Annotated in this window: 18 protein-coding genes, 1 tRNA gene and 5 pseudogenes; 14 read left to right on the top strand and 10 right to left on the bottom strand. The window is 70.1% G+C overall.

Annotated elements, in window-relative coordinates; translation table 11 throughout:
- Window positions 1–74 precede the first annotated feature (74 nt).
- A pseudogene (gene aceE, locus ACQEV8_RS13150) lies at window positions 75–2,821 on the bottom strand (pyruvate dehydrogenase (acetyl-transferring), homodimeric type).
- A 437-nt stretch (window positions 2,822–3,258) separates the two neighbouring features.
- Between aceE and ACQEV8_RS13145 the strand changes: the two are divergent.
- From ACQEV8_RS13145 to ACQEV8_RS13120, 6 genes are all read left to right on the top strand, one after another.
- The gene (locus ACQEV8_RS13145; protein ID WP_039932421.1) at window positions 3,259–3,696 is read left to right on the top strand and encodes a DUF3052 domain-containing protein; all 438 of its coding nucleotides are present in this window, start codon (window positions 3,259–3,261) and stop codon (window positions 3,694–3,696) included.
- A gap of 107 nt (window positions 3,697–3,803) precedes the next feature.
- A complete protein-coding gene (locus tag ACQEV8_RS13140; RefSeq protein WP_432959816.1) occupies window positions 3,804–4,262 on the top strand; it encodes a peroxiredoxin in 459 nt (152 codons plus the stop codon).
- A gap of 146 nt (window positions 4,263–4,408) precedes the next feature.
- Window positions 4,409–4,984, top strand: a complete 576-nt coding sequence (locus ACQEV8_RS13135; protein WP_184592174.1) for a TerD family protein — start codon at window positions 4,409–4,411, stop codon at window positions 4,982–4,984.
- Between the two features lie 98 nt (window positions 4,985–5,082).
- A complete protein-coding gene (locus tag ACQEV8_RS13130) occupies window positions 5,083–5,658 on the top strand; it encodes a TerD family protein (protein ID WP_432959815.1) in 576 nt (191 codons plus the stop codon).
- Window positions 5,659–5,782: 124 nt separating this feature from the next.
- Window positions 5,783–6,928: a DUF475 domain-containing protein gene (locus tag ACQEV8_RS13125; protein WP_432959814.1), complete on the top strand. Its 1,146-nt coding sequence runs from the start codon at window positions 5,783–5,785 to the stop codon at window positions 6,926–6,928.
- Between the two features lie 128 nt (window positions 6,929–7,056).
- Window positions 7,057–7,797 (top strand): TerD family protein, encoded by a 741-nt coding sequence (locus tag ACQEV8_RS13120; RefSeq protein ID WP_432959813.1) that lies wholly within the window; start codon window positions 7,057–7,059, stop codon window positions 7,795–7,797.
- Between the two features lie 42 nt (window positions 7,798–7,839).
- On the opposite strand, the pseudogene ACQEV8_RS13115 reads toward ACQEV8_RS13120, so the two are convergent.
- A pseudogene (locus ACQEV8_RS13115) lies at window positions 7,840–8,713 on the bottom strand (TerD family protein).
- Window positions 8,714–8,940: 227 nt separating this feature from the next.
- Here ACQEV8_RS13115 and ACQEV8_RS13110 point away from each other — a divergent pair.
- The 3 genes from ACQEV8_RS13110 to ACQEV8_RS13100 are packed head-to-tail and all read left to right on the top strand — an operon-like array spanning window position 8,941 to window position 13,535.
- A complete protein-coding gene (locus ACQEV8_RS13110; protein ID WP_432959812.1) occupies window positions 8,941–10,107 on the top strand; it encodes an HpcH/HpaI aldolase/citrate lyase family protein in 1,167 nt (388 codons plus the stop codon).
- Between the two features lie 18 nt (window positions 10,108–10,125).
- Window positions 10,126–12,726, top strand: coding sequence for a phosphoribosyltransferase (locus ACQEV8_RS13105; protein WP_432959811.1), 2,601 nt, complete (start codon window positions 10,126–10,128; stop codon window positions 12,724–12,726).
- Window positions 12,726–13,535: an HAD family hydrolase gene (locus tag ACQEV8_RS13100; protein ID WP_432959810.1), complete on the top strand. Its 810-nt coding sequence runs from the start codon at window positions 12,726–12,728 to the stop codon at window positions 13,533–13,535. The genes ACQEV8_RS13105 and ACQEV8_RS13100 overlap by 1 nt, the downstream gene beginning before the upstream one ends.
- Here ACQEV8_RS13100 and ACQEV8_RS13095 read toward each other — a convergent pair.
- Both ACQEV8_RS13095 and ACQEV8_RS13090 read right to left on the bottom strand, forming a co-directional pair.
- Complete coding sequence (locus ACQEV8_RS13095; protein WP_432959809.1) at window positions 13,456–14,229, bottom strand: DedA family protein; 774 nt, start codon at window positions 14,227–14,229, stop codon at window positions 13,456–13,458. The two genes, ACQEV8_RS13100 and ACQEV8_RS13095, sit on opposite strands and share 80 nt — an antisense overlap.
- Before the next feature lie 68 nt (window positions 14,230–14,297).
- Window positions 14,298–14,522 (bottom strand): FmdB family zinc ribbon protein, encoded by a 225-nt coding sequence (locus ACQEV8_RS13090; RefSeq protein ID WP_432959808.1) that lies wholly within the window; start codon window positions 14,520–14,522, stop codon window positions 14,298–14,300.
- 254 nt (window positions 14,523–14,776) lie between these two features.
- Here ACQEV8_RS13090 and ACQEV8_RS13085 point away from each other — a divergent pair.
- From ACQEV8_RS13085 to ACQEV8_RS13075, 3 genes and pseudogenes are all read left to right on the top strand, one after another.
- A pseudogene (locus tag ACQEV8_RS13085) lies at window positions 14,777–16,881 on the top strand (transglycosylase domain-containing protein).
- Window positions 16,882–16,934: 53 nt separating this feature from the next.
- Window positions 16,935–18,212: a hypothetical protein gene (locus ACQEV8_RS13080; RefSeq protein WP_432959807.1), complete on the top strand. Its 1,278-nt coding sequence runs from the start codon at window positions 16,935–16,937 to the stop codon at window positions 18,210–18,212.
- A gap of 118 nt (window positions 18,213–18,330) precedes the next feature.
- A complete protein-coding gene (locus ACQEV8_RS13075; RefSeq protein WP_432959806.1) occupies window positions 18,331–19,485 on the top strand; it encodes an amidase domain-containing protein in 1,155 nt (384 codons plus the stop codon).
- Window positions 19,486–19,504: 19 nt separating this feature from the next.
- Here the strand turns inward: ACQEV8_RS13075 and ACQEV8_RS13070 are convergent, their stop codons facing one another.
- Both ACQEV8_RS13070 and ACQEV8_RS13065 read right to left on the bottom strand, forming a co-directional pair.
- Window positions 19,505–20,923, bottom strand: a complete 1,419-nt coding sequence (locus ACQEV8_RS13070) for a hypothetical protein (protein WP_432959805.1) — start codon at window positions 20,921–20,923, stop codon at window positions 19,505–19,507.
- A gap of 74 nt (window positions 20,924–20,997) precedes the next feature.
- Entirely contained in the window at window positions 20,998–21,786 is a 789-nt protein-coding gene (locus ACQEV8_RS13065) for a DUF4097 family beta strand repeat-containing protein (RefSeq protein ID WP_432959804.1), read from the bottom strand.
- Window positions 21,787–21,988: 202 nt separating this feature from the next.
- On the opposite strand from ACQEV8_RS13065, the gene ACQEV8_RS13060 reads away from it, so the two are divergent.
- Window positions 21,989–22,060, top strand: a tRNA-Val gene (locus ACQEV8_RS13060).
- A 100-nt stretch (window positions 22,061–22,160) separates the two neighbouring features.
- Here ACQEV8_RS13060 and ACQEV8_RS13055 read toward each other — a convergent pair.
- From ACQEV8_RS13055 to ACQEV8_RS13045, 3 genes and pseudogenes are all read right to left on the bottom strand, one after another.
- Window positions 22,161–22,379, bottom strand: a pseudogene (locus ACQEV8_RS13055) (radical SAM protein); the annotation flags it as partial.
- A gap of 126 nt (window positions 22,380–22,505) precedes the next feature.
- Window positions 22,506–22,859, bottom strand: a complete 354-nt coding sequence (locus ACQEV8_RS13050; protein WP_432959803.1) for a hypothetical protein — start codon at window positions 22,857–22,859, stop codon at window positions 22,506–22,508.
- A 51-nt stretch (window positions 22,860–22,910) separates the two neighbouring features.
- A complete protein-coding gene (locus ACQEV8_RS13045) occupies window positions 22,911–23,816 on the bottom strand; it encodes a ketopantoate reductase family protein (RefSeq protein ID WP_432959802.1) in 906 nt (301 codons plus the stop codon).
- 102 nt (window positions 23,817–23,918) lie between these two features.
- Here ACQEV8_RS13045 and ACQEV8_RS13040 point away from each other — a divergent pair.
- Window positions 23,919–24,148 (top strand): annotated as a pseudogene (locus tag ACQEV8_RS13040) (DUF2277 domain-containing protein).
- Window positions 24,149–24,177: 29 nt separating this feature from the next.
- On the opposite strand, the gene ACQEV8_RS13035 reads toward ACQEV8_RS13040, so the two are convergent.
- Entirely contained in the window at window positions 24,178–24,780 is a 603-nt protein-coding gene (locus tag ACQEV8_RS13035) for a DedA family protein (protein ID WP_432959801.1), read from the bottom strand.
- Between the last annotated feature and the right edge of the window lie 60 nt (window positions 24,781–24,840).

Raw genomic sequence — 24,840 nt, 5'->3', positions numbered from 1 at the left:
GTGAAGGGGTGGTGTGCCCACGGTGTACCCGTGACGCGCACCACCCTTGACAGGGTGCTACAGGATTCCGGGCGCTACGCGTCGCCGCCCGCGGCCCCCGGGTCGGCCGCCGCCACGTCGAGCAGCTGGTACCGGTCGATGGCCTGCTTGAGCACGGACCGGTCGACCTTGCCCGTACGGGCCAGTTCGGTCAGCACCCCCACCACGATCGACTGCGCGTCGATGTGGAAGAAGCGGCGGGCGGCGCCACGCGTGTCGGCGAAGCCGAAGCCGTCCGCGCCGAGCGACTGGTACGGCTGCGGCACCCAGCGCGCGATCTGGTCCGGAACCGCTCGCATCCAGTCGGACACGGCCACGACCGGCCCCTGCGCGTCGGCCAGCTTCCGGGTCACATACGGCACCCGCTGCTCCTCCTCGGGGTGCAGCAGATTGTGCCGCTCACAGTCCACGGCCTCGCGCCGCAGCTCGTTCCAGGAGGTCGCCGACCAGACGTCCGCCTTGACGTTCCACTCCTCGGCCAGGATCTTCTGCGCCTCGACCGCCCACGGCACCGCGACACCGGACGCCATGATCTGCGCCGGGATCGAGCCCTCGGTTCCCTCGCTGAAGCGGTACACGCCCTTGAGGATGCCCTCGACGTCCACGTTCGCCGGCTCGGCCGGGTGCTGGATCGGCTCGTTGTAGACGGTCAGGTAGTAGAAGACGTCCTCACCGTGCGGATGCTCCTCGGAGCCGCCGTACATCCGGCGCAGGCCGTCCTGCACGATGTGGGCGATCTCGAAGCCGAACGCCGGGTCGTACGCGACGCAGCCGGGGTTCGTGGAGGCCAGCAGCTGGGAGTGGCCGTCGGCGTGCTGAAGGCCCTCACCGGTCAGGGTCGTACGGCCCGCGGTCGCGCCCAGTACGAAACCGCGCGCCAGCTGGTCGGCCATCTGCCAGAACTGGTCGCCGGTGCGCTGGAAACCGAACATCGAGTAGAAGACGTAGACCGGGATGAGCGGCTCGCCGTGGGTGGCGTAGGCCGAGCCGGCCGCGATCAGCGAGGCTGTGCAGCCGGCCTCCGAGATGCCGTCGTGCAGCATCTGGCCGTTCGGCGACTCCTTGTAGGCGAGCAGCAGATCACGGTCGACCGACTCGTACTGCTGGCCGAGCGGGTTGTAGATCTTCGCACTCGGGAAGAACGAGTCCATGCCGAACGTGCGGTACTCGTCCGGCGCGATCAGCACGAACCGCTTGCCGAGCTCCTTGTCCCGCATGAGGTCCTTGAGGAGCCGGACAAAGGCCATCGTCGTCGCGATGGACTGCTGGCCCGAGCCCTTCTTCACGGTCGCGTACGTCTTGTCCTCGGGAGGGGCAGCGGCTTGGACCGCACGACACGCGTCGGGACGTAACCGCCGAGTCCCTTGCGCCGGTCGTGCATGTACTGGATCTCCTCCGAGTCCCGGCCCGGGTGGTAGTACGGCGGGGCGCCGGACTCCAGCTCCCGGTCCGGGATCGGCAGGTGCAGCCGGTCGCGGAAGCGCTTGAGGTCGTCGACCGTCAGCTTCTTCATCTGGTGCGTGGCGTTGCGGCCCTCGAAGTTCGGGCCCAGCGTCCAGCCCTTGATCGTCTTGGCGAGGATCACCGTCGGCTGGCCCTTGTGCTCGGCCGCCGCCTTGTACGCCGCGAAGATCTTCTTGTGGTCGTGGCCGCCGCGCCCCAGGTGCAGGACCTGGTCGTCGGTCATGCCCTCGACCATCGCCCGCAGCCGCTGGTCGTCGCCGAAGAAGTGGTCGCGGATGTACGCGCCGGTCTCCGTGGCGTACGTCTGGAACTGTCCGTCGGGCGTGGTGTTCATCTTGTTGACCAGCACGCCGTCGCGGTCCTGGGCGAGCAGCGGGTCCCAGCTGCGGTCCCAGACCAGCTTGATCACGTTCCAGCCGGCGCCGCGGAAGACCGACTCCAGCTCCTGGATGACCTTGCCGTTGCCGCGCACCGGGCCGTCGAGGCGCTGGAGGTTGCAGTTGACGACGAAGGTCAGGTTGTCCAGGCCCTCGCGGGCGGCGAGCGTGAGCTGGCCCAGCGACTCCGGCTCGTCCATCTCGCCGTCGCCGAGGAACGCCCACACGCGCGACTTGGTGGTGTCGGCGATCCCGCGCGCGTGCATGTAGCGGTTCATCCGCGCCTGGTAGATCGCGCCGATCGGGCCGAGGCCCATCGACACCGTCGGGAACTCCCAGAAGTCCGGCATGAGGCGCGGGTGCGGGTACGACGACAGCCCGTGGGGCGCCTTGGACTTCTCCTGGCGGAAGCCGTCCAGGTTCTCCTCGCTCAGCCGGTCCAGCATGAAGGCGCGGGCGTAGATGCCCGGCGAGGCGTGGCCCTGGAAGAAGACCTGGTCGCCGCCGTCGCCCTCGTCCTTGCCGCGGAAGAAGTGGTTGAAGCCGACGTCGTAGAGGGAGGCGGAGGACGCGAACGTGGCGATGTGGCCGCCGACGCCGATGCCGGGGCGCTGGGCCCTGGACACCATCACGGCCGCGTTCCACCGGGTCGCGTTGAGGATCTTCCGCTCGATCTCCTCGTTGCCCGGGAAGAACGGCTCGCTCTTGGTCGGGATGGTGTTGACGTAGTCCGTGCTGCGCATCTCCGGCACGGCCACGCGCTTCTCGCGGGCCCGCTCGATCAGCCGCAGCATCAGATAGCGGGCGCGCTCCCGGCCGCGCTCGTCCACGGCGGCGTCGAGGGAGTCGAGCCACTCCTGCGTCTCTTCGGGGTCGAAGTCAGGAACCTGACTCGGAAGGCCGCCAATGATGATCGGGTTGCGATCGGATGCGGAAGCCACGCTGTTCCTTACCTGTCGGAGGGCCGTGCCGGGGCCGCTGCTTCGCTGGGGTCGCTGGGCGATGTCGCTGGGCTGCGCCGCCACCCATGGTCTACCTAGAGGCCGTAAACGTCATCTCTACCGAGCGGTAACCCGTGTGGTGACCCGGCGGGGACTCGGCGCGGACTCGACTCTGTGACGTATGGGACGAATACATTCGAGTCTCGTACCCACAGACGATTCCCAAACGCCCAAACAGGGCAGAAAGGTGTGGTGTACGTCACCTCGGACCATGATGGTGTGCCTGGAGTTGCGGTGACACGGCCAGGATCGTCACCGTTTCGGCGGTCTGAACGGCCGGGTACTTGCGCGATCCGCCCCGCCCGTGTGGACTACGGCCAATGCTTCGCGCACGCGCGTGGCTGAGACATTCCCAAAACATGATCAGGAGGCAACCCGTGAGCGCGACCGCGGACCACGCGGAGGAGCGGACGAACCCTGCCGCCAGGCTGGGGTTCCAGCCCGGGCAGGTGGTCCAGGAGATCGGCTACGACGACGACGTGGACCAGGAACTCCGCGAGGCCATCGAAGGCATTGTGGAGAGCGACCTGGTGGACGAGGACTACGACGACGTGGCCGACGCCGTTGTGCTGTGGTTCCGTGACGACGACGGCGACCTGACGGACTCGCTGGTCGATGCCACCACGTACATCGAAGAGGGCGGCGCGATCCTGCTCCTCACGCCGAAGACCGGCCGTTCGGGCTATGTGGAGCCGAGCGACATCTCGGAGGCCGCCACCACGGCGGGTCTGACGGCGTCCAAGAGCGTCAGCGTCGGAAAGGACTGGAGCGGCAGCCGGCTGGCCACGCCGAAGGCCGCCAAGTCCAAGCGTTAGTCGTTCGGACGGGGCGGGCCGACGCTGTCGGCCCGCCCATCGGCCTGCCCCGGTCCCTGCGTAGGGTGGTTCCACCCGAGAAGCCGCACGAAGGGACACCCACCACGATGGCGATCCAGGCCGGCGAGAAGGCCCCCGACTTCGAGCTCAAGGACAACCACGGCGCGAGCGTGCGGCTGTCCGACTTCCGCGGCGCGAAGAACGTCGTGCTGCTCTTCTACCCCTTCGCCTTCACCGGTGTGTGCACCGGCGAGCTGTGCGAGCTGCGTGACCACCTGCCGCAGTTCGCCGACCGCGACACCCAGCTGCTCGCCGTCTCCAACGACTCCATCCACACGCTGCGCGTCTTCGCCGAGCAGGAGGGTCTGGAGTACCCGCTGCTGTCGGATTTCTGGCCGCACGGCAACGTCTCGCGGGACTACGGCGTCTTCGACGAGGACAAGGGCTGCGCCGTGCGCGGCACCTTCGTCATCGACAAGGAGGGCGTCGTGAGGTGGACCGTCGTCAACGGCCTGCCGGACGCGCGCGACCTGAACGACTACGTGAAGGCGCTCGACTCCCTGTGACGCCGGTCGGGCGTCCTGCGCCCGACACCGCTGAATTCCCGGCTTCAGGGCCTGGGTGGGGCGGGAACCCGTCACTAGGATCGACTCGTTGATCCGACATCCGAGCACAACGGGGCATCCCGCCCCAGAACACCAATGGAGGACTCGTGGGAGTCAGCCTCAGCAAGGGCGGCAACGTATCGCTTAGCAAGGAGGCGCCGGGCCTGACCGCGGTCATCATCGGTCTGGGGTGGGACATCCGCACCACGACCGGCACCGACTTCGACCTGGACGCCAGTGCGCTGCTGCTGAACAACTCCGGCAAGGTCGGCAACGACCAGCACTTCATCTTCTTCAACAACCTCAAGACGCCGGACGGCTCCGTCGAGCACACCGGCGACAACCTCACCGGTGAGGGCGAGGGCGACGACGAGCAGATCAAGGTCGACCTCGCCACCGTCCCGGCCGACGTCGAGAAGATCGTCTTCCCGGTCTCGATCTACGACGCCGAGACCCGCCAGCAGTCCTTCGGCCAGGTGCGCAACGCGTTCATCCGCGTCGTGAACCAGGCCGGCGGCACCGAGATCGCCCGGTACGACCTGAGCGAGGACGCCTCCACCGAGACCGCCATGGTCTTCGGTGAGCTCTACCGGCACGGCGCGGAGTGGAAGTTCCGCGCCATCGGCCAGGGCTACGCCTCAGGCCTGCGCGGCATCGCGCAGGACTTCGGCGTGAACGTCTGAGCCGAAGAGCTCAAGGTCTCACCATCCGGCGCCGCACGGTTTACGTGCGGCGCCGGACGTGCAGGACCACCTCAGAAACATCACCCGGGGAGGGAACCATGGGCGTCACGCTCGCCAAGGGAGGCAATGTCTCCCTGTCCAAAGCCGCACCGAACCTCACGCAGGTGATGATCGGGCTCGGCTGGGACGCGCGCTCCACCACCGGAGCCCCCTTCGACCTCGACGCCAGCGCCCTGATGTGCGGCGGCGGGCGCGTGCTCGGGGACGAGTGGTTCGTGTTCTACAACCAGCTCAAGAGCCCGGACGGCTCGGTGGAGCACACCGGTGACAACCTCACCGGTGAGGGCGACGGCGACGACGAGTCGCTCCTGATCGACCTCTCCAAGGTGCCGCCGCAGTGCGACAAGATCGTGTTCCCCGTCTCCATCCACATGGCCGACGAGCGCGGCCAGACCTTCGGCCAGGTCACCAACGCCTTCATCCGCGTCGTGAACCAGGCGGACGGCCAGGAACTCGCCCGCTACGACCTGAGCGAGGACGCCTCCACGGAGACCGCGATGATCTTCGGCGAGGTCTATCGCTACCAGAGCGAATGGAAGTTCAGGGCGGTGGGGCAGGGGTACGCGTCGGGGCTGCGGGGGATCGCGCTGGACTTCGGAGTCAACGTCTCATAACGCGATATGAGCAAAATCCGGGGCCCGGCGGGGTATGGAAGGGGCCGGACTAGACTTCGGCTTCAAAAGTTCGTAAAGCCGGGTACGGCGCGGGGAGCCCCGTACACACACGATTGGGTAGCCAGTGGTTCTGAAAACCTTCGGGTGGTCGTTCGCGGTCACCGCGCTCGGCCTGGTCGCAGCGGTTCTCTACGGAGGGTGGACCGCGTTCGGCGTCGTAGCGATCCTGTCCGTCCTCGAGATCTCGCTGTCCTTCGACAACGCCGTGGTCAACGCCGGGATCCTGAAGAAGATGAATGCCTTCTGGCAGAAGATCTTCCTCACGATCGGGATCCTGATCGCCGTCTTCGGCATGCGGCTGGTCTTCCCCGTCGTGATCGTCGCGCTCAGCGCCCAGCTCGGACCGCTCGAGGCCGTCGACCTCGCGCTCACCGACAAGGACCAGTACCAGCAGTACGTCACCGACGCCCACCCGTCGATCGCCGCCTTCGGTGGCATGTTCCTGCTGATGATCTTCCTCGACTTCATCTTCGAGGACCGGGACATCAAGTGGCTCCGCTGGCTGGAGCGCCCGCTGGCCAAGCTCGGCAAGGTCGACATGCTGTCGGTCTGCATCGCCCTGATCGTCCTGCTGATCTCCTCGATCACCTTCGGCGCCAACGCCCATCAGCACGGTGGCACCCACGCCGACAAGGCGGAGACCGTCCTGCTCGCCGGTATCGGCGGTCTGATCACCTACATGATCGTCGGCGGCCTCTCCGGCTACTTCGAGGACAAGCTCGAAGAGGAGGAGGAGCGCGAGCACGAGGCCGAGGAGAAGGCCGCCCGCGAAGGCAAGCCCAAGTCGGCGGTCAAGCTGGCCGGCAAGGCCGCGTTCTTCATGTTCCTCTACCTGGAGGTCCTGGACGCGTCCTTCTCCTTCGACGGTGTGATCGGCGCCTTCGCCATCACCAACGACATCGTCCTGATGGCCCTCGGCCTCGGCATCGGCGCCATGTACGTCCGGTCGCTGACCGTCTACCTGGTCCGCGAGGGCACCCTCGACGACTACGTCTACCTGGAGCACGGCGCCCACTACGCCATCGGCGCCCTCGCCATGGTCCTCCTCGTCACCATCCAGTACGAGATCAACGAGTTCATCACCGGCTCCATCGGCGTCATCCTGATCGGCGCCTCCTTCTGGTCCTCCGTCCGCCGCAACAAGCGGCTCGCGGCGGCCGAGGGAGAGGCCGGCTCGGACGAGAAGACTGAGGTCTCCTCCGGGGTGTGACACCCCTCCGGGTGAGGAACGCTCTGTGCGGGGCGGCTGCCGAGGCGAGTCCTCGGCGCCGCCCCGTCGGTCGTCACGGCCGCGGGCAATGCGATGACCTGCGGTCTCCAAGTGAACGTGGGGGCGGAATGGGCCTGTTCGACGGACTCGGGCGCGGGCGGAACATGCAGTTCGACTCGGGCCACGCGGCCACGAACGCGATCGAGCTGACCAAGCGGCACTCGCAGATATCACTCACCAAGCAGGACGCGGCCAACGGCCATCTGCGCGTCAATCTGAGCTGGCGGATGCGCACGTCCGACATCGGCGGTCCCCAGCGCGAGAGCCTGCTGCGGCACCCCTTCCGGGCCCTCAAGCCACCTGAGGTCGTCGGCCACAGCCAGAGCATGGTCAACGTCGACCTCGACCTGGGCTGCCTCTACGAACTCCAGGACGGCACCAAGGGCGTCGTCCAGCCCCTCGGCGGCTACTTCGGCGACGTCAACGCCCCGCCGTACGTCAAGCTCAGCGGCGACGACCGCTTCGGCTCCGGGTCCGGCGAGACGATGTACATCAACCTCGACCACCGCGACAACATCAAGCGGCTCCTGGTCTTCGTCTACATCTACGACCAGACACCCGCCTTTGACCGCACCCACGCCAGCGTCACCCTCTACCCGAGCAGCGGCCCGCGCATCGAGATCCACCTCGACGAACGCCAGCCGCAGGCGCGCTCCTGCGCCGTCGTCATGATCGAGAAGATCAAGAACGACGAGATCATCGTGCGTCGCGAGGCGAAGTTCGTCTACGGGTTCCAGGCCGAGCTGGACCGGCTGTACGGGTGGGGACTGCAGTGGGGCCGGGGCTACAAGACGAAGGTCGAGCGCTGAGAGCCCCGGCGGGTGCGGACGCGGTACTCGGTCCGGGGCTTCTCAGCGCCCGATGAACTGCGGACCCTGCGGAGGCAGGCGGAAGTCCGGGTCGGGGCCGGGGCGATCGGCGGCGGATAGCCGTAGCCGGTCTGCGCCCCCGCGACGCCCGCCGCGGCCGGTGCCTGGGGGTAGCCGTACGCGGGCCTGCTCGCGGGCTGCGGGTAGCCGTACGCCGGCTGGGTCGTCGCCGGCTGCTGGGGCGGATAACCGTACGCGGGCTGCGCGGGGACGATGGTCGGCTGCTCCGGAGGCAGCGGCCGGGACACCTCGGGGCGGGCTGCTGTGTGGTCGCGGCCGTGGTGGGCAGGGCCGTCGTCTCCTGCGCGGCCTCCGACTCGTCCACCGAGATGCCGTAGTCGGTCGCGAGCCCCTGCAGCCCGTTCGAATAGCCCTCGCCGAGCGCCCGGAACTTCCAGCCCTCGCCGCGCCGGTACAGCTCGCCGCAGATCAGTGCGGTCTCCTCGCCCGTCTCCGGCTTGACGTCGAAGTACGCCAGCGCTTCCGCCTCGGTGCCCGCCGCGTCGTACAGCAGAATGCGCAGTGCCTGTACGCGGTCGAACGGGATGCCGTCCGCCGATGCGACCAGCAGAATCCGGCCGACTCCCGACTCGACACCGGTGAGCTCTGTCTGGATCGTGTCGGTCAGGCCCTCGGCGGTCCGCTTCTTGCCGAGCCGCCACACCTTCCCCGAGGGGTGCCGGGGCTGGTTGTAGAAGACGAAGTCCTCGTCGGAGCGCACACGACCGTCGGGGCCGAGGAGCAGCGCGGAGGCATCGACGTCCGGAACCCCCTGTCCGGGTGTCCAGCGCAGCACGGCGCGCACCGTGGTGGCTTCCAGCGGGACGTTCGACCCCTTCAGCATCGCGTGCGTCATGCGGTCATCCTGCCTTCTCGGTCCTGCTCACGACAACGCGGGGCCGGGCTCCACGAGCGGCGCCGACGGCCGTCGCGGACTACCGTCGTCATGGCCGGGCCTGGCTGTGCTTGCCCGCGTTACCTGAAATTCATGCCTGACGGGAACCTCTGACATGGACTTCTACGTACTATTACCGGCCACCTTTCGACGATTCGCAGGCCGCACGACAACCACGGGGGAGTTCCATGCGTCATTTCGGGCACATCGCCCCTGAAGTGCGGAAGCGCCTCTTCCACCGCGAGCCGTGCGTCTTCACGCCGGAATCCCCGGCCCGGCTGCTCGCGGCGGCCCTGGGCGCCACGCTCTACAGTCCGGCCACCCGGCCCCGCCTCGCCGACGACGTCCTCAAGCAGGCCGGGCGCGGTGTCGTCTCGATGGTGCTGTGCCTGGAGGACTCCATCGACGACGCGGACGTCGGCCCGGGCGAGGAGAACCTCGTCCGCCAGTTCAAGGCCCTGGACGGCCTCCCGGACGCGGATCTGCCCCTGCTGTTCATCCGGGTCCGCGTCCCCGAGCAGATCCCCGACCTCGTACGACGGCTCGGCACCTCCGCCCGGCTGCTGTCCGGATTCGTACTGCCGAAGTTCACCGCGGAGCGGGGCATCCCCTTCCTCGAGGCACTGGCGACCGCCGAGGCCGAAAGCGGCCGTCGCCTTTTCGCCATGCCGGTGCTGGAGTCGCCGGAGCTGCTCTACCGGGAGTCCCGTGTGGAGACCCTGGAGGGCATCTCCCGGGCCGTCGACAAGTACCGCGACCGCGTCCTCGCGCTGCGGCTCGGCGTGACGGACTTCTGCTCCTCCTACGGGCTGCGCAGAGGCCCCGACATGACGGCGTACGACGTGCAGATCGTCGCCTCCGTCATCGCCGACGTGGTGAACATGCTGGGCCGCGCCGACGGGACCGGCTTCACCGTGACCGGGCCGGTGTGGGAGTACTTCCGGGTCCAGGAGCGCATGTTCAAGCCGCTGCTGCGGCAGAGCCCCTTCCTCGAGGTGCAGGCCGCGGAACTGCGCGAGAAGCTGATCGAGCACGCTATGGACGGCCTGCTGAGGGAGATCTCCCTGGACCAGGCGAACGGCCTGCTGGGCAAGACCTGCATCCACCCCTCCCACGTGCTTCCGGTGCACGCCCTGTCGGTCGTCAGCCACGAGGAGTTCTCGGACGCCCAGGACATCCTGCGCCCCGAGCGGGGCGGCGGGGGTGTGCTTCGATCGTCGTACACGAACAAGATGAACGAGGTGAAGCCGCACCGGGCCTGGGCCGAGCGGACCCTGCTGCGTGCCGAGGTTTTCGGCGTGGCGAACGAGGACATCGGCTTCGTGGAACTGCTCGCCGCCGGCCTGCCCGGCTGACGCGGCCCGTTCATCCGCATGGCATCCGAAGAATTCGAACGGTTGGTGGAGAAGGCAGTGAACGAGGGGGTGCGCGGCGAGGTGCGCGACGAAGCCGGCGGTGTCTGGTCCGGCAGCTGGGTCGCGGAGCGGCTGGGCGTCGAGCTCGTCGGCGACGACCGGCTGACCGACATGCTGGGGCTGGCGCTGCGCCGCAACCCCAAGCGGGCCCATCTGCTGGTGTCGAACGTGCTGGGCAAGCATGTGCCGCAGTCGCCGTCCGTCGTCCACGGCCATGGCGTCGAGCTCGGCCGCCGTGTGCGAGCGCTGCTGGGCGACGAGGAGGCGGCCCGGGCGGTCGTCCTCGGCTACGCGGAGACCGCGACCGGCCTCGGCCACTCCGTCGCCGACGGGCTGGGCCTCGCCCCGTACCTGCACTCCACGCGCCGCCCCGTCGCCGGTGTCACGGCGGCCGGCGGCTTCGAGGAGGCCCACTCGCACGCGACCTCGCATCTGCTCCTGCCGGAGGATCCCGCGCTGCTGTCCGGGGACGGGCCGCTGGTCCTGGTCGACGACGAGTTCTCCACGGGGAACACGGTGCTGAACACCATCCGGGACCTTCATGAGCGGTATCCGCGGCGGAGGTATGTCGTGGTGGCGCTGGTGGACATGCGGTCGGCGGCGGACGCGAGTCGCCTCGCGGATTTCGCCGGGGAGATCGAAGCCCGGGTCGATCTGGTGACGGCTGCCAGGGGGACCGTGCGGCTGCCCGAGGGGGTGCTGGAGAAGGGGCAGGAGCTGGTGGCGCGGTACGAGCCGGAGAGTGCGGAGGGTTCGTCGGCGGGTGCGGCGCCGTCGTGGTCGCTCGCGCGGTTCCCCGCGCCCCTTGAGGGCGATGCCGACACGCCCCTTTCAGGGGCGCGGGGAACCGCGCGAACAACCCCCACCGGCCCGCACCCGGACGACAACCGCATAGACCTGCGCTGGCCCGCAGACCTGCCGGACGGCGCCCGGCACGGGTTCACCCCGGCCCATCGGGAGCGGCTGGAGGCCGCCCTGCCCGGCATGGCCGCCCGGATCGCCGAGGCGCTGCCTGAGGGCGCCCGGCGCGTGCACATACTCGGCTTCGAGGAGCTGATGTACGCGCCGCTGAGGCTGGCCCGAGAGCTGGAACGGGTGACGGACCTCGAGGTCCGCTACTCGACCACCACCCGCTCACCCGTCCTGGCCGTCGACGACCCGGGCTACGCGATACGCACCCGCCTCGCCTTCCCCGCCCACGACGACCCCGCCGACGGCCCGGGCGAGCGGTACGCCTACAACGTCGCCGGCGCCGGATTCGACGCCGTCGTCGCGGTCGTCGACTCGGCCGGGGACACCCCCGCGCTGCACGCGCCCGACGGTCTGCTGGCCCGGCTCGCCGCGCACACGCCGCGGGTCCTGCTCGCCGTCATACCGTCGTACGTCCCCGAAAGGCCCTCCATGCTGCCCGAGCCCCTGCGCGGCCCCGACTTCTCCTCGTACGCGCCCGAGGAGGTCGGCTGGCTGCTCCAGGACCTCTCGGACGTGACGCTGGAGGCGCCGACCGAGGAGCGCGAGGAGGCCATCCAGAGCGGCGGCGCGCACTACGCGGAGTCGCTGCCCGTGGAGTACCAGCCGAGCGAGCGGTACCAGGAGCTGTTCCACGCCGCGCTGGACGACTCGGCGGCCCGCATCGCCCAGGCGGCCGGCGTGGTCACGGAGACGGTCCTCGCCGAATGCGGTCCGCGCCCCGTCCTGGTCTCCCTGGCCCGCGCGGGAACACCCGTCGGCATCCTCATGCGCCGCTGGGCCCAGTACCGGCACGGCATCGACCTGCCGCACTACGCCGTGTCGATCGTCCGCGGCCGCGGCATCGACGCCAACGCGCTGCGCTGGCTCGCCGCGCACCACGACCCGCGGGACGTCGTCTTCGTCGACGGCTGGACCGGCAAGGGCGCCATCACCCGCGAACTCGCCCAGGCTTTGGAGGAGTTCGAGAAGTCCGACGGCATCACCGGCTTCAGCTCCGAGATCGCGGTCCTGGCCGACCCGGGCTCCTGCGTGCGGACCTACGGCACCCGCGAGGACTTCCTCATCCCCTCCGCCTGCCTCAACTCGACCGTGTCCGGCCTGATCTCGCGGACCGTGCTGCGGGCGGACCTGGTCGGTCCGCACGACTTCCACGGCGCGAAGTTCTACCGCGAACTCGCCGGCACCGACGTCTCGGTGGCCTTCCTGGACGCCGTGTCCGCCCGCTTCCCCGAGGTCGAGGACGCGGCCTGCGCCCAGGCCAAGGAACTGCTCGCCGCCGACCGCTCGCCCACCTGGGAGGGCTGGGCCGCCGTCGAGCGCATCTGTGAGGAGTACGGCATCCACGACGTGAACCTCGTCAAGCCCGGCGTCGGCGAGACCACCCGGGTGCTGCTGCGCCGCGTGCCCTGGAAGATCCTGGCCCGTGCCGGAGCGGGCAGCGACCTCGACCATGTACGCCTGCTGGCCGAGCAGCGCGGCGTGCCCGTCGAGGAGGCCGACGAACTGCCCTACACCTGCGTCGGGTTGATCCACCCCAAGTACACCCGGGGCGCGACCGGCGCCGACGGCAAGGCGGTGTCGGTCTGATGCCCGTACTCGTCGCGAGCGACCTCGATCGCACCCTGATCTACTCCGCCGCCGCCCTGGCGCTCACCATGCCGGACGCCCGGGCGCCCCGGCTGCTGTGCGTGGAGGTGCACGAGAGCAAGCCGCTGTCGTACATGACGGAGACGGCGGCCCGGCTCCTCGCCGAGCTGGGCGACGCGGCCGTGTTCGTGCCGACGACGACCCGGACGCGCAAGCAGTACCAGCGCATCAACCTGCCGGGCCCCGAGCCCACATACGCGATCTGCGCCAACGGCGGGCACCTGCTGGTGGACGGTGTCTCCGACCCTGACTGGCATGCGCAGGTGACCGCACGGCTCGCCGACCAGTGCGCGCCCCTCGCCGAGGTGCAGGAACACCTGCTGAGAGCCGCCGACCCGGTCTGGGTGCGCAAGCACCGCGTCGCCGACGACCTGTTCGCCTACCTCGTCGTCGAGCGGGAACTGCTCGACGAGGACTGGGTGAAGGAACTCGCGGTGTGGGCCGAGAACCGCGGCTGGACCGTGTCCCTCCAGGGCCGCAAGATCTACGCGGTTCCCAAGCCGCTCACCAAGAGCGCGGCGCTGCGTGAGGTCGCCCGGCGGACCGGTGCCGAGCTCACCCTCGCCGCGGGCGACTCACTGCTCGACGCCGACCTGCTCCTCGCGGCCGACCAGGGCTGGCGCCCGGGCCACGGGGAGCTGGCCGACACCGGCTTCACGGCGCCCTCGATCAGGGTGCTTCCCGAACGGGGTGTTCTCGCAGGGGAGCGGATCCTGACGGAGTTTCTGGGGGCAGTGCGGGGCGCCTGAGAGCTCGGGTGGGCTGGTCGTCGTGCGGGTGCGGGTGCGTCGTGGCCGTTCGCGCAGTTCCCCGCGCCCCTCGAGGGCGCCGCAGCAGCCGTACGCCGATGAACGCCGCCGCCGCCACGGCCGCCCCGGCGATGACCACCTTCGAGTAGGTCGAGACGATGTCCGAGATCTGGTGCCAGTTCGCGCCGAGGGTGTAGCCCGCGAGGACGAACACCGTGTTCCAGATCGCGCTGCCCAGCGTGGTCAGCCCCAGGAACACCGGCAGCCGCATGCGCTCGACACCCGCCGGTACGGAGATCAGGCTGCGGAAGATCGGGATCATCCGGCCGAAGAACACGGCCTTGGTGCCGTGCTTCAGGAACCACGCCTCCGTCTTCTCGATGTCGGAGACCTTCACCAACGGCAGCCGGCTCGCCATCGCCACCGTCCGGTCACGGCCGAGCAGCGCACCGATCCCGTACAGCGCGAGCGCGCCGATCACCGAGCCGGCCGTCGTCCACAGCAGGACGGCGAGCAGGCTCATCCGCCCGCTGCTCGCGGCGAACCCGGCGAGGGGCAGGACCACCTCGCTGGGCAGGGGCGGGAACAGGTTCTCCAGGGCGATGGCGAGACCGGCACCCGGCGCGCCCAGCGCGTCCATGAGGTCGTTGACCCACTGCGGTCCGGCGTCCGCGGCGGCGGCTATGGCTGTCATGCCGACCACGCTAGAGAACCGGACCTGAAGGCATCCTGAGGAAGCTCATGTCCGGGACGTCGCCGGGGTCAGCCGCAGCAGCCGCCCCCGCAGCAACCGCCGCCACCGCCACCGCCCGCGCGGGGTGCCGGTGCCGGGGCGGAGGCCGAGCCGGCCACCGCGACCGTGGAGAGGAGCTTCACGGTGTCGTCGTGACCCGACGGGCAGGCCGCGGGAGCGGAGGACTCCGCCATGGGACGGCTCAGTTCGAAGGTGTCGCCGCAGGTCCGGCAGCGGTACTCGTAGCGAGGCATACGAACAGATTAAGCCGCGGCAACGGAAAAACCGTCCTTCGGGATTGCCTCGGATCATTCTTGTCGGAACCAGTATGGAGAAGGTGTGAAGGGCGCTGATAGTTTTCGAACGTCGCGAGGGAGGCTGTGCGGCCGGGGGATGCGGGGCGCGCTGCCGTTGACCTCGGCGGCCACGCCCTTACGCGCGAGCACCACAGCAATCGGGGAGGGGAGACGCAGCCGTGAGCAAGGCTGGGTGGGAGCCGGAAGAGACCATGCAATTGAAGGCTCCCGCTTCCCTGAATGCGGAAGTCGCGGAGCAGGCGGAGCAGGCGGAGCATACGGACGGGGCCGGGCGACCGCCGGGCGCATCGCGTCGTCGGCGCCGGGCCCCCCGGCCTTCCCCGGGGCCCGTCTCCGGGCCGCCGCCGGTCCCCGGCTGGCACCTCTCGTCGCCCGTGTCGTGCCCCGGTACCCGCACCCCGACCGCACCGGCTGGCGTCGCTGGGCGCCCTCCTGGCGGCAGTGGCTCGGCGTCGCGCTGACCTTCACCGGCCTGACCGTCGGCTTCCTGGGCGTCTCCTACGCCGCCACCGACATCCCCGAGAACCTCAACTCGTACGCCACCCAGCAGGACAACGTCTACTACTGGTCCGACGGGACGCCCATGGCGCGCACCGGCTGGGTGCGACGGCAGGAGATGCCGCTGAAGGAGATACCCGAGGACGTTCGTGACGCGGTGCTGGCTGCGGAGAACGCGAGCTTCTACAGCGACCCCGGCATCTCCTTCAGCGGCCTCACCCGCGCCGTGTGGCGCACCGTCGGCCAGGGGGACACGCAGGGCGGCTCCACCATCACCCAGCAGTACGTCAAGAACGTCTACCTCAACCAGGACCGCTCGGTCGGCCGCAAGTTCACCGAGGCCATGCTCGCCCTCAAGCTCGACAACGAGATGAGCAAGGACGACGTCCTCGAGGGCTACCTCAATACCAGCTGGTTCGGCCGCGGCACCTACGGCATCCAGCGCGCCGCCCAGGCCTACTACGGCAAGGACGTCCGTGAACTCGACGCGGGCGAGGCCGCCTTCCTCGCCTCCCTCCTCAAGGGCGCGGGGCTCTACGACCCCGCTCTGGGCAAGGACAACCACGCCCGGGCGGTGGAGCGCTGGTCCTGGATCCTCGACCGCATGGTCGACGTCGGCACGCTGTCGAAGACCGAGCGGGCCACGTACAAGAAGTTCCCCGAGCCCCTGAAGCGGGCGCCGGGATTCGACACCGGCAAGCAGAGCGACTACCTCGTGGAGCTGGCCGCCCAGTACGTCAAGAAGGCCGCACACCTTTCGGACAAGGAGTTCGACCTCGGCGGCTACCAGATCTACACGACCTTCGACCGCAAGCAGGAGACCGCGCTCACCCAAGCCGTGGCCAAGGCCCGCAAGCAGGCGCGGAAGGAGGACCAGGCCAAGGGGAAGACCGTGCACTACGGGGCCGCCTCGGTGGCCACCGACGGGCGGATCCTCGCTCTCCACGGCGGCCCCGACCACCGCAGACAGGGCTACAACGAGTCGAACGCGACCACCGTGCCCGCCGGTTCGGCCTTCCAGCCGTTCGTCTACGCCGCCGCCCTGGAGAACGGCGTGCGGAAGACCCGGGGCGGCGCACGGACCCCGGTCACCCCGCAAACGCTGTACGACGGGGACGACGGCATCCCTGTCATGACGCCCGAGGGGCCCTACTGGGACCGTGGCGGCAAGAAGGTCACCTCTCACAACGACGGCGGCAAGTCCCACGGCCGGATCAGCCTGGGCCGGGCGCTCGCCCTGTCGGTGAACACGCCGTTCATGCAGCTCGGCATGGACACCGGCCTGGACGAGGTGCGGGCAACCGCCCAGAGGGCGGGCCTGCTCTCCTCCAGCTTCGGACCGCAGGTGCCCGCGATGTCCCTGGGCAGCGCCACGCCCAGCGCGATCCGCATGGCGAGCGGATACGCCACGTTCGCCGCCGCGGGCAGGCACGTCGAGCCGTACTCGGTGGCCCGGATCACTCACAACGGTTCCCGGGTCACCATGACGAAGCCCGCGCCTCGCCGTGCGGTGAGGGCGGGGGTGGCCGAAGCGGTCCAGTCCGGCCTCAGGGACGCCTTTCGCGCCGCGCATCCGGGGGCGGACACGGCCACAGCGGTGGCCGGGAAGGCCGGCACCACGCCGAACGACACCGCGGCCTGGTACGTCGGCACGGCCACATCGGTGTCGACGGCCGTCGTGGCCTACCGCATCGACCTCACCAAGAGCCTCGAACCACTGCCGTTGAAGGGGATCGCGGGCACTTCCGACGACAGCGTCGCGTACACCATCTGGTCCGATGCCCGGGGCCTCGGCTGACCCCCGCCCGGCATCACCTCGACACCCCCAGCCCTTCGCAGAATGAGCCGCGTATGAAGTCACCGTCCGGGCGCCGCCGCCGGCCCCGCGCACCCCGCCGCGCCACGCCTCCGGGGGTGCTGACCCTGGCGGCCCTCCTCGTCGTCGCGTCCCTGGTCGCGGGCTATCTGATCCTGAACCGCTCGGACACCACCGCCCCGACCGCCTCCTCCGGGAGCCCCAAGGGGACCTCCTCGAAGACCGGCCGGGAACCCACGTGGGACGGCAGGACGAAGGTCCTCGGGGACGGCTCCACCTCCTACACCGGACCGCAGAAGGGGCAGTTGAAGCCGGTGCCGCTCAAGCCGGGAGAGAAGCCGCCGCAGTTCGTGGTCTTCTCGTGGGACGGCGCGCTGCAGGGCGACGACGGGCTCTTCTCGCACTACCGGGAGCTGGCCGAGCGGTACGACGCGAACATGACCTTCTTCCTCACGGGCATCTACCTGCTGCCCAAGAGCAAGAAGGAGCTCTACTCCCCGCCCCAGCACGCCAAGGGCTCGGCGGCGATCAGCTACGCCACCGACGAGCACATCCGCACCACGGTGCGGGAGCTCGGCAAGGCGTGGCAGGGCGGAAACGAGATCGGCACCCACTTCAACGGCCACTTCTGCGGCGAGAAGGGCGGTGGCGACTGGAGCGTCGAGGAGTGGAAGAGCGAGATCGACCAGTTCTACGACTTCGTCGAGAAGTGGAAGACCAACACCGGCTTCCAGGACGTCGACCCGCTGCCGTTCGACATCAGGAAGGAGGTCACCGGCGGCCGTGCGCCCTGCCTGGAGGGCCAGGAGAACCTGCTGAAGGCCGCCGAGGGCTACAAATGGCGCTACGACGCCAGCTCCGCCGGCGACTTCCAGATATGGCCCGTCAAGAAGAAGGGCATCTGGGACTTCCCGCTGCAGATGCTCCCCTACGAGGGCGGCAAGTACCAGGGCCTGTCGATGGACTTCAACTTCCTCTACAACCAGTCCGAGGGGCAGACCGAGGGTGATCCGGCGAAGTACCCCGAGTGGGAAGAAGAGACGGTCGCCTCCTACATGTCGGGCTTCAACCGCGTCTACTACGGCAGCCGGGCCCCGCTGTTCATCGGAAACCACTTCGAGGACTGGAACGGCGGCATCTATATGCGGGCCGTCGACCGGGTCGTCAAGGACATGTGCACCAAGAAGGACGTCAAGTGCGTGTCCTTCAGGGAGCTGGCCGACTGGCTCGACGTGCAGAAGCCCGAGACGCTGCGGCGGCTGCGCGGCCTGGACCCGGCGCAGTCGCCCGACTGGTCGACCGTCGTGAAGTAACTCGTGAAGTAACAGGGGGCAGCCCTCTTCACAGGAGCCACACATCTCATGCGAAGATCTGCTACCCCGGCAACCCTTGGCCGGGCAAGAGGGGAAAACATCAGTGAGATCACGGAAGTTGAACGGGACCCGACGCCGCGCCACGATACTCGGGGCCGCGGCTACCTCGGTCGTCGCCGGAGTCGCCCTGCTGCCCAACTGGAGCGCCGGCGCGGCGGTCCTGGACGACCCGACGGTGGACGCGCGGACCAAGGCCACCTTCCAGCGGCTGGCGGACGCGGTCTTCACCGACCGCACCGACGCCCTGGTCGACGGCGGACAGGGTGACCGGGACAAGCCGCTGACCGACGGCTTCACCGGCGGCGTCAAGCTGTCCTCGGGCACGGCCCGCGCCGAGGGCGCCGTCCTGTCCGGCCTGGAGCGGCGCCAGGAGAAGCTGGCGAAGGCCGGCGAGAAGTACGCCAAGGCCGGCACCACCGTCACCCTGGACGCCACGCGGGTGACGGGCCGTACGGCCAAGGCGGCGGTCACCGAGACCACGACCCTGACCTATGCCGGGGCCCGTGGCGGCGCGCCGAAGACCACCGGCTTCCAGGCCCGGCACGAGCTGACCTTCAAGGCCGACCGGCGGGGCGACTGGCAGCTGACCGGCATCCGCGACGCCGACCGGGGCGGACTCGCGGTGAACACGCTCTCCAAGCCGGCCCCCGTCAAGGCGACCGCCGCCGACGACACCATGCCGAACGCCCCGCGCGCGGCGACCACCCGCAACCCGGCCGCCGCCCCGAAGACCGGCACGACGTACGACTACAAGGCCATGGCGGCCTACGCCGAGAAGCACTGGAACGTCTACAACAAGGACTACCCGGACTTCAGCGGCCGCGGCGCCGGCGGCGACTGCACCAACTTCGTCAGCCAGTCCCTGAAGGCGGGCGGCTGGAAGCACGCCCCCGGCTACGTCTACGACTACACCAAGTGGTTCGGCAACGCCGACATCCAGTCGCACTCGTTCATCGGCGTCAACGAGTGGTCCTGGTTCGCCCAGAACTCCAAGCGGACCAAGCCGCTCGCCAACGTCTACCAGCTCGAGGTCGGTGACGTCCTCCAGATGGACTTCAACCGGGACGGGTCCAAGGACCACACGATGATCGTCACGTCCAAGAGCGGCGGCGTGCCGTACGTGACCTACCACTCCACCAACACCCTCCGCAGGTCGGTGGCGAGCCTCATCGCGTCGGACCCGAACGCGTACTACTACGCCTACCGCACCTGATTCCGGGTGGGGGCCGGGCTCAGTGCCCGGTTCCCCGCTCCTCGCGGATCCGGCCCACCACACGGGCCACCGCATGCCGGATCGCTTCCGTCTCCGTCAGGAAGTGCCAGTAGTCCGGGTGCCGGCCTTCCAGGCCGGTGATCGCACGATCGAGGCGGGACACCGCCTCGTCCAGGGGGCGGGCGTCCTGCGGGTCGGGGGTGTTGCGGCCGGCCATGGCGAGGCGCTGGGCGTCGCGGATGGCGAAGCGGGTGCGGTCGATCTCCTGCTGGGGGTCCTTCTGCACCGCGTTCAGGCGGTGCAGGCGGTCGCCGGCGGCCGAGACCGCCTCGTCGGTGCTGTTCAGCAGGGCCCGCACGGTCGACAGCAGGGCCGTCGCGTCGGCCCAGCGCTGCTCGACGCGGGCGGACCGGGCCTCGGCCAGCTTGGTCTCGGCCCGGCGGACGTGCTCGGCGGCGTCGTCGGGGACGCGCTGGAGGTCCTGCCAGCAGGCCGCGGTGAAACGGCGGCGGAGTTCGCTCAGGATCGGGTCCACCTGCTCGGAGCGGGTGGTGAGGGCCTGGGCGCGGGTGCGCAGGGAGACGAGCCGGTGGTCGATCTCGGCGGCGCGGTCCGGCAGCCGCTCGGCCTCCACACGGATCGCCTCGGCCTCGCGGGTGACCCGCTCGGCCCGCTCCAGGGTCTCCGGCACGCCGTGCCGGCCGGCGCCCTGGTTCAGCTTGGTCAGCTCCGGGGAGAGGGCGGCGAGCCCGGCGGCGAGGTCGTCCGCCTTCAGATTCGACGCTCGTACAGAGTCGAGCGCGTTGGAGGCGCCGAGCAGGGCCTGGCGGGCGCGCTCGACGGCGGGGGCGAGGCGGGCCAGCTGGGTCTCGGCCTTGCCGAGCAGGGGGCCGAGGCCGTCGGTGAACCGGTCCAGCTCCTGCTTGACCCGGCCCAGTTCCTCCTTGGCCGCGGTCAGCTCGGTGCGGGCCCGGGAGGCGGCCGAGGCCTCCAGGTCGTCGCGGTCGAGGTCGTGGGCGTCGACGGCGTTGATGTACCGGTGGCTGACCTCGTCGATGCGGCTGCCCAGGGCGTCGAAATCGGCGACGGCGCGCCGGGCGGCGGGCGAGTCGTCGACAGCGTTGATCGTCTCTATCGAGATGCGCAGGTCACGCTGGGCGGTGTCCAGCTCGTAGAAGGCGGCCGCCGCGGCGTCCTTCGCGGCCTGGGCCTCAGCCCGCTGGTTCTCGGCACGGCCGCCGAACCAGCGCCGCGTACCCCCGCCCGCGAAGGCGGCGGGCAGCGCCAGCGCGGCCACCAGCGGCAGCGCCATCAGGGTGAGCGCGTCCCGCAGCGGACGGCCCGGGGCGTGGGGGAGGGGGCGGCGGGGTACGGGGTGGCGCGGGCTGTGCGCGCGCGGCACCGACGGCGAGTGCGGCTGCCCTGGTGTCGCCGTCACATCCCTCTCCCGTGCTGTTGTCCGCCCTGCCCGGTGTCATTCTCCCACCGGTTAGAGACGAACACACGGGCCGGTTAGTTCGCGGTTCGGACCGTCACTTTGCCGTCGCCGGTCCGGGCGGACACCACATGAGCGCTGCTCTCGTCGCGGGGCACGGACACGTCCACGCCACCGTCGCCGGTCTCGGTGGTCACGCGGTAGGTGGCCTCGGGCAGCGCGATGCTCACGGAACCGTCGCCGCTGCGGGATTCGACGCGGTCCGGTACGACGCCCAGTTCCAGCCGGGCCGAGCCGTCGCCGGTGTGGGTGCGCACGTCGCGGGAGGAGACGTCCGCCCGGATGGATCCGTCGCCGGTGCGCAGCTCCAGGGGCCCGTCGGTGTCCGTGACGCGGACGGAGCCGTCGCTCGTACGAATGCTCAGCGGGTCCCGGAACCCCCGGGCGCGCACACTGCCGTCACCCTCCTGGACCTTCACGGTGACGCCCCGGGGCACCTCGATGCGGTGCTTCGCCGCGCAGTCGGCGACGACGCCGGAGCACTTCAGCCGCAGCACCAGCCGGTCGTCCCGCATCGACCAGGTGACCGCGGGCTCCTTGCCGACGACGACCGAGCCCTTGAACCACCGGGTGACCTCGATCTTGCCCGCCGGGTTCTCGCCGGCGGCGACGATCTCCAGGGCCGAGTCGTCGGAGTCGATGGTCAGGGTGCGCCCCTGGAGGCCGAAGGACCGCTGCTCGGGCTCGGTGTCGTCCCCGGCGGACGCCCCGCAGGCACTGAGCCCGGCGACGAGAACGGCCACGGCACCGGCGACGGCGATCGCGCGAGCGGAGGTGGTGCGGGTGGTGCCGGTGGTGTGAGCCATGACGATCTCCCCCTGGGCGGACGACGAGCGCTCCCTGAGCGCTCTACGACCGTACGGATCCGGGGCCCGCCGGAGGATCCGGGCCACTCCCGGATCCGAAGGGGGGATAACCCCGGACCGCCCCGCGCGGAAAGAGGATTGCCGGTCCGCGCCCCGGGCAATGTAGGCTGTCGAATCGTCCTGGGCACATGGCCCGGGAGCCGGGTGCGTAGCTCAGGGGTAGAGCGCCTGCCTTACAAGCAGGATGTCGGCGGTTCGAAACCGTCCGCGCCCACCGGATCAGGCAGCAGGTCGGAGGCCTTCCAGGCAGCATCCTGGGGGGCCTTTTCTGCGGGACAGTCAGCCGGGTGCGGTTCGCTGATTGCTGACGGCGTGGCGTGCAGCCGGGTCAGCCGTGCCGTCTCGTCGTCACGAAAGGTCGCCACCTCGCGGCAGCGCCGGCTCATCGCGAACTCGCCGAGCGACAGGCACAGGTCCATGCGCTGGATACACACGCCGACCATGAACGGGCCGCTCGCGGCCCGGTACAGCCGGACCCCGTAGTACCCCTCCTGACAGTCGTCCGGGTTGTTGAACCGGCAGCCGGCGCACGTTCGAGCAGAGCAAGGGCCGTTACGGCCCCGCCAAGGCCTTGGCCGAGGACATCGGCACCGCGCAGAACGCCGAGACCGGCGAGATGAACAAGTTCCTGGTCAAGAGCCGCGGCTGACATCCCGCGGCTACGAGGCTCCGTCGGTCTCCTCCGGCGGAGCCTCGTGCGCGTGCTTCAGCTGGGAGCGGGCCGACACCCGCTCGGGGCCGGTGAATTCGGACCAGTAGCGGTGGGTGCTGATGAACACCGCCAGCTCGTGCTCCCGCCGCCGGAGCTTCTCCACCTCGGCCTGTTCGTCGGCGCTCCAGCCGGGGGAGGCGGGGCGTTCGACCTTGCGCCAGCCGTTGTCGTCGCTGAAGCCGTCCACCGGCTCCACCGACCAGGGCAGCCGCTTCAGCAGGACCGACAGCTCGGCCCGGACCTGGTGGAGTTCCTCCTGACCGGCGAGGAGGTCACTCGGAAAGTCATAGGTCGTAGCCACGCACCAATGATACGCCTGTTCGAATTTGAGTGGCGAGTCTCTTCCTGTGGTTCACGCGAACGCGTGTTCCTTCTCCAGGCCGCCCACCACCCGGGCCGTCACCGGGGCCGGAACGCCGTGCCGCTCGGCCGCGCGGAGCAACGCGCCCCCGATGGCGTCCAGTTCGAGAGGGCGGCCCGCCTCGGCGTCGCGTTGCATCGACGATCTCGTCGACGGCGGGAAGGCGTCGTAGCGGGCGAGGGCCGCAGCCGGGTCGGCCGGGCCGCCGCACGCGCGGCTGACCGCGGCCGTCTCCTCCACCAGGGCCGTCAGTTCATCGCGGTGGCGGGTGCGGACCTCGCCGAGAGGGAGTCGATAGTGCGTGGTGAGCAGGGCGAACGGGGCCAGGAACGACATCTTCGCCCACAGGGTCGCCGCCTCGTCGTCCTGGACGCGGGTGGCCGGTCCGGCAGCCGTGAGGGCCTCGGCGAGGGCGTCGAGTCGGGCGCGGGGCGCCGCCGCACCGGTCAGGTCGATCTCCGCGAAGGGGCTGCCGTGTTCGATGACGCCCGGGGCGACGCGGGTCGACTCGACGCGGATGACGCCCGGGGCCACGCGGTCGGGGCGGTAGCGGGCGCGCAGGGTCGCCGGGTGTTCGACGCCGTTCAGGAACGGCACGAGGAGCCCGTCGGCCGGTACGGCTGCGGGGACGCGCGCCAGGGCGGCGCCGAGGGCGGTGTGCTTGACGGTCACCAGGCACGCGTCGACCGGTTCGCGCAGGAGCGTGTCGACCTCGACCCGGGCCGTGAAGTCGCCGAAGTGCGTGCTGCGGATCCGGATGCCGTGCGTGCGCAGGGTCCGGGCCGTCTCCTCGCCGGACAGGCAGATCACCCGGTGGCCGGCGCGGGAGAGCAGCGCGGCGAGCAGACCGCCCACGCCGCCGGGGCCCAGGACGGCCACGGTGAGTTCGTTCCCCATGTCGGGTTCCTCTCGTCGGTCGGCCCCACAGCGGTGGCCGCCTCGCGGAGATCATGGCAGTGGTCGCTGTCGTCCGGGGGCCGAAAGGGTGAGACTGGGGGCATGTGCCGGAGCATCAAGACACTTCGTCCCCCGCGATGGCCGAGGAGGCCACGGCGGACGACATTCGGGCTGCCGCGTTGCAGTACGTGCGGAAGGTTTCGGGATTCCGTGCCCCCGCCGCTCACAACCAGGAGGTGTTCGACCGCGCCGTGGAGGCCGTCGCGCAGGCCACGGAGGAGTTGCTGGACGGGCTGGAGATCCGCGGAGCCGCCACCCGCCGCGCGAGCTGAGGGCCCCAGCCCTTACGAAAGAGTTCTTACTAGGCCTCCGAGGCCCGCGGCTCCTTGCGCACCACGTACGCCGCCCCCGCCCCCGCCCCGAACAACGCCCCCACCGACACCGCCGTGGCCAGCCAGCTCGCGCCCAGCCAGTGGGCGCCGAACCAGCCGAGGGTGACGCTGTACGCGGCCCAGGTCAGGCCGGCCAGGGCCGACCAGGGGAGGAAGTCGCGGGCGCGGCGGTGGGAGGCGCCCGCGCCGAGGGAGACGACCGAGCGGCCGGCCGGAGCGAAGCGGGCGAGGACGACGAGCGCGCCGCCGCCCCGGGCCAGCGCAGTGCCGAGACGTTCCTGCGCGGTGGTCAGGCGCCGGGAGCGGGAGATCGCCCGGTCCAGACGGGCGCCGCCGCGCCAGGCGAGGCGATAGGCGACCAGGTCACCGAGGACGGAGGCGGTGGCCGCGCAGAGGGTCAGCGCCAGGATGTCGCCCACATCGGTCGCCGAACTCGCGGCAGCCGCCGTGGCGACCGTGATCACCAGAATGCCGCTGGGCAGCACCGGAAGAAACACATCGAGCAGGATGGACAGGGCCACCACCGCGTAGATCCATGGGCTGCCGATCAGCGACCCCAACTGCTCCAGCACCGCGACTCCCCGTAACTCCCCGTGACTCCCCCGTGGGCCAGACCGTGCCGCGATGTCGCG

Source organism: Streptomyces sp. CA-179760 (assembly GCF_050937045.1).
In the GTDB taxonomy this organism is placed as follows: Bacteria; Actinomycetota; Actinomycetes; order Streptomycetales; family Streptomycetaceae; genus Streptomyces.
The sequence above is the reverse complement of the archived record's forward strand: the minus strand, read 5'-3'. Positions and strand labels throughout refer to the sequence as shown.

Coding starts and splice junctions, on each gene's coding strand:
- ACQEV8_RS13140 (WP_432959816.1), top strand. CDS start 3,804: ATGGCGATCCAGGCCGGCGAGAAGGCCCCCGACTTCGAGCTCAAGGAC.
- ACQEV8_RS13130 (WP_432959815.1), top strand. CDS start 5,083: ATGGGCGTCACGCTCGCCAAGGGAGGCAATGTCTCCCTGTCCAAAGCC.
- ACQEV8_RS13120 (WP_432959813.1), top strand. CDS start 7,057: ATGGGCCTGTTCGACGGACTCGGGCGCGGGCGGAACATGCAGTTCGAC.
- ACQEV8_RS13110 (WP_432959812.1), top strand. CDS start 8,941: ATGCGTCATTTCGGGCACATCGCCCCTGAAGTGCGGAAGCGCCTCTTC.
- ACQEV8_RS13105 (WP_432959811.1), top strand. CDS start 10,126: ATGGCATCCGAAGAATTCGAACGGTTGGTGGAGAAGGCAGTGAACGAG.
- ACQEV8_RS13100 (WP_432959810.1), top strand. CDS start 12,726: ATGCCCGTACTCGTCGCGAGCGACCTCGATCGCACCCTGATCTACTCC.
- ACQEV8_RS13095 (WP_432959809.1), bottom strand. CDS start 14,229: ATGACAGCCATAGCCGCCGCCGCGGACGCCGGACCGCAGTGGGTCAAC.
- ACQEV8_RS13090 (WP_432959808.1), bottom strand. CDS start 14,522: ATGCCTCGCTACGAGTACCGCTGCCGGACCTGCGGCGACACCTTCGAA.
- ACQEV8_RS13080 (WP_432959807.1), top strand. CDS start 16,935: ATGAAGTCACCGTCCGGGCGCCGCCGCCGGCCCCGCGCACCCCGCCGC.
- ACQEV8_RS13065 (WP_432959804.1), bottom strand. CDS start 21,786: ATGGCTCACACCACCGGCACCACCCGCACCACCTCCGCTCGCGCGATC.
- ACQEV8_RS13045 (WP_432959802.1), bottom strand. CDS start 23,816: ATGGGGAACGAACTCACCGTGGCCGTCCTGGGCCCCGGCGGCGTGGGC.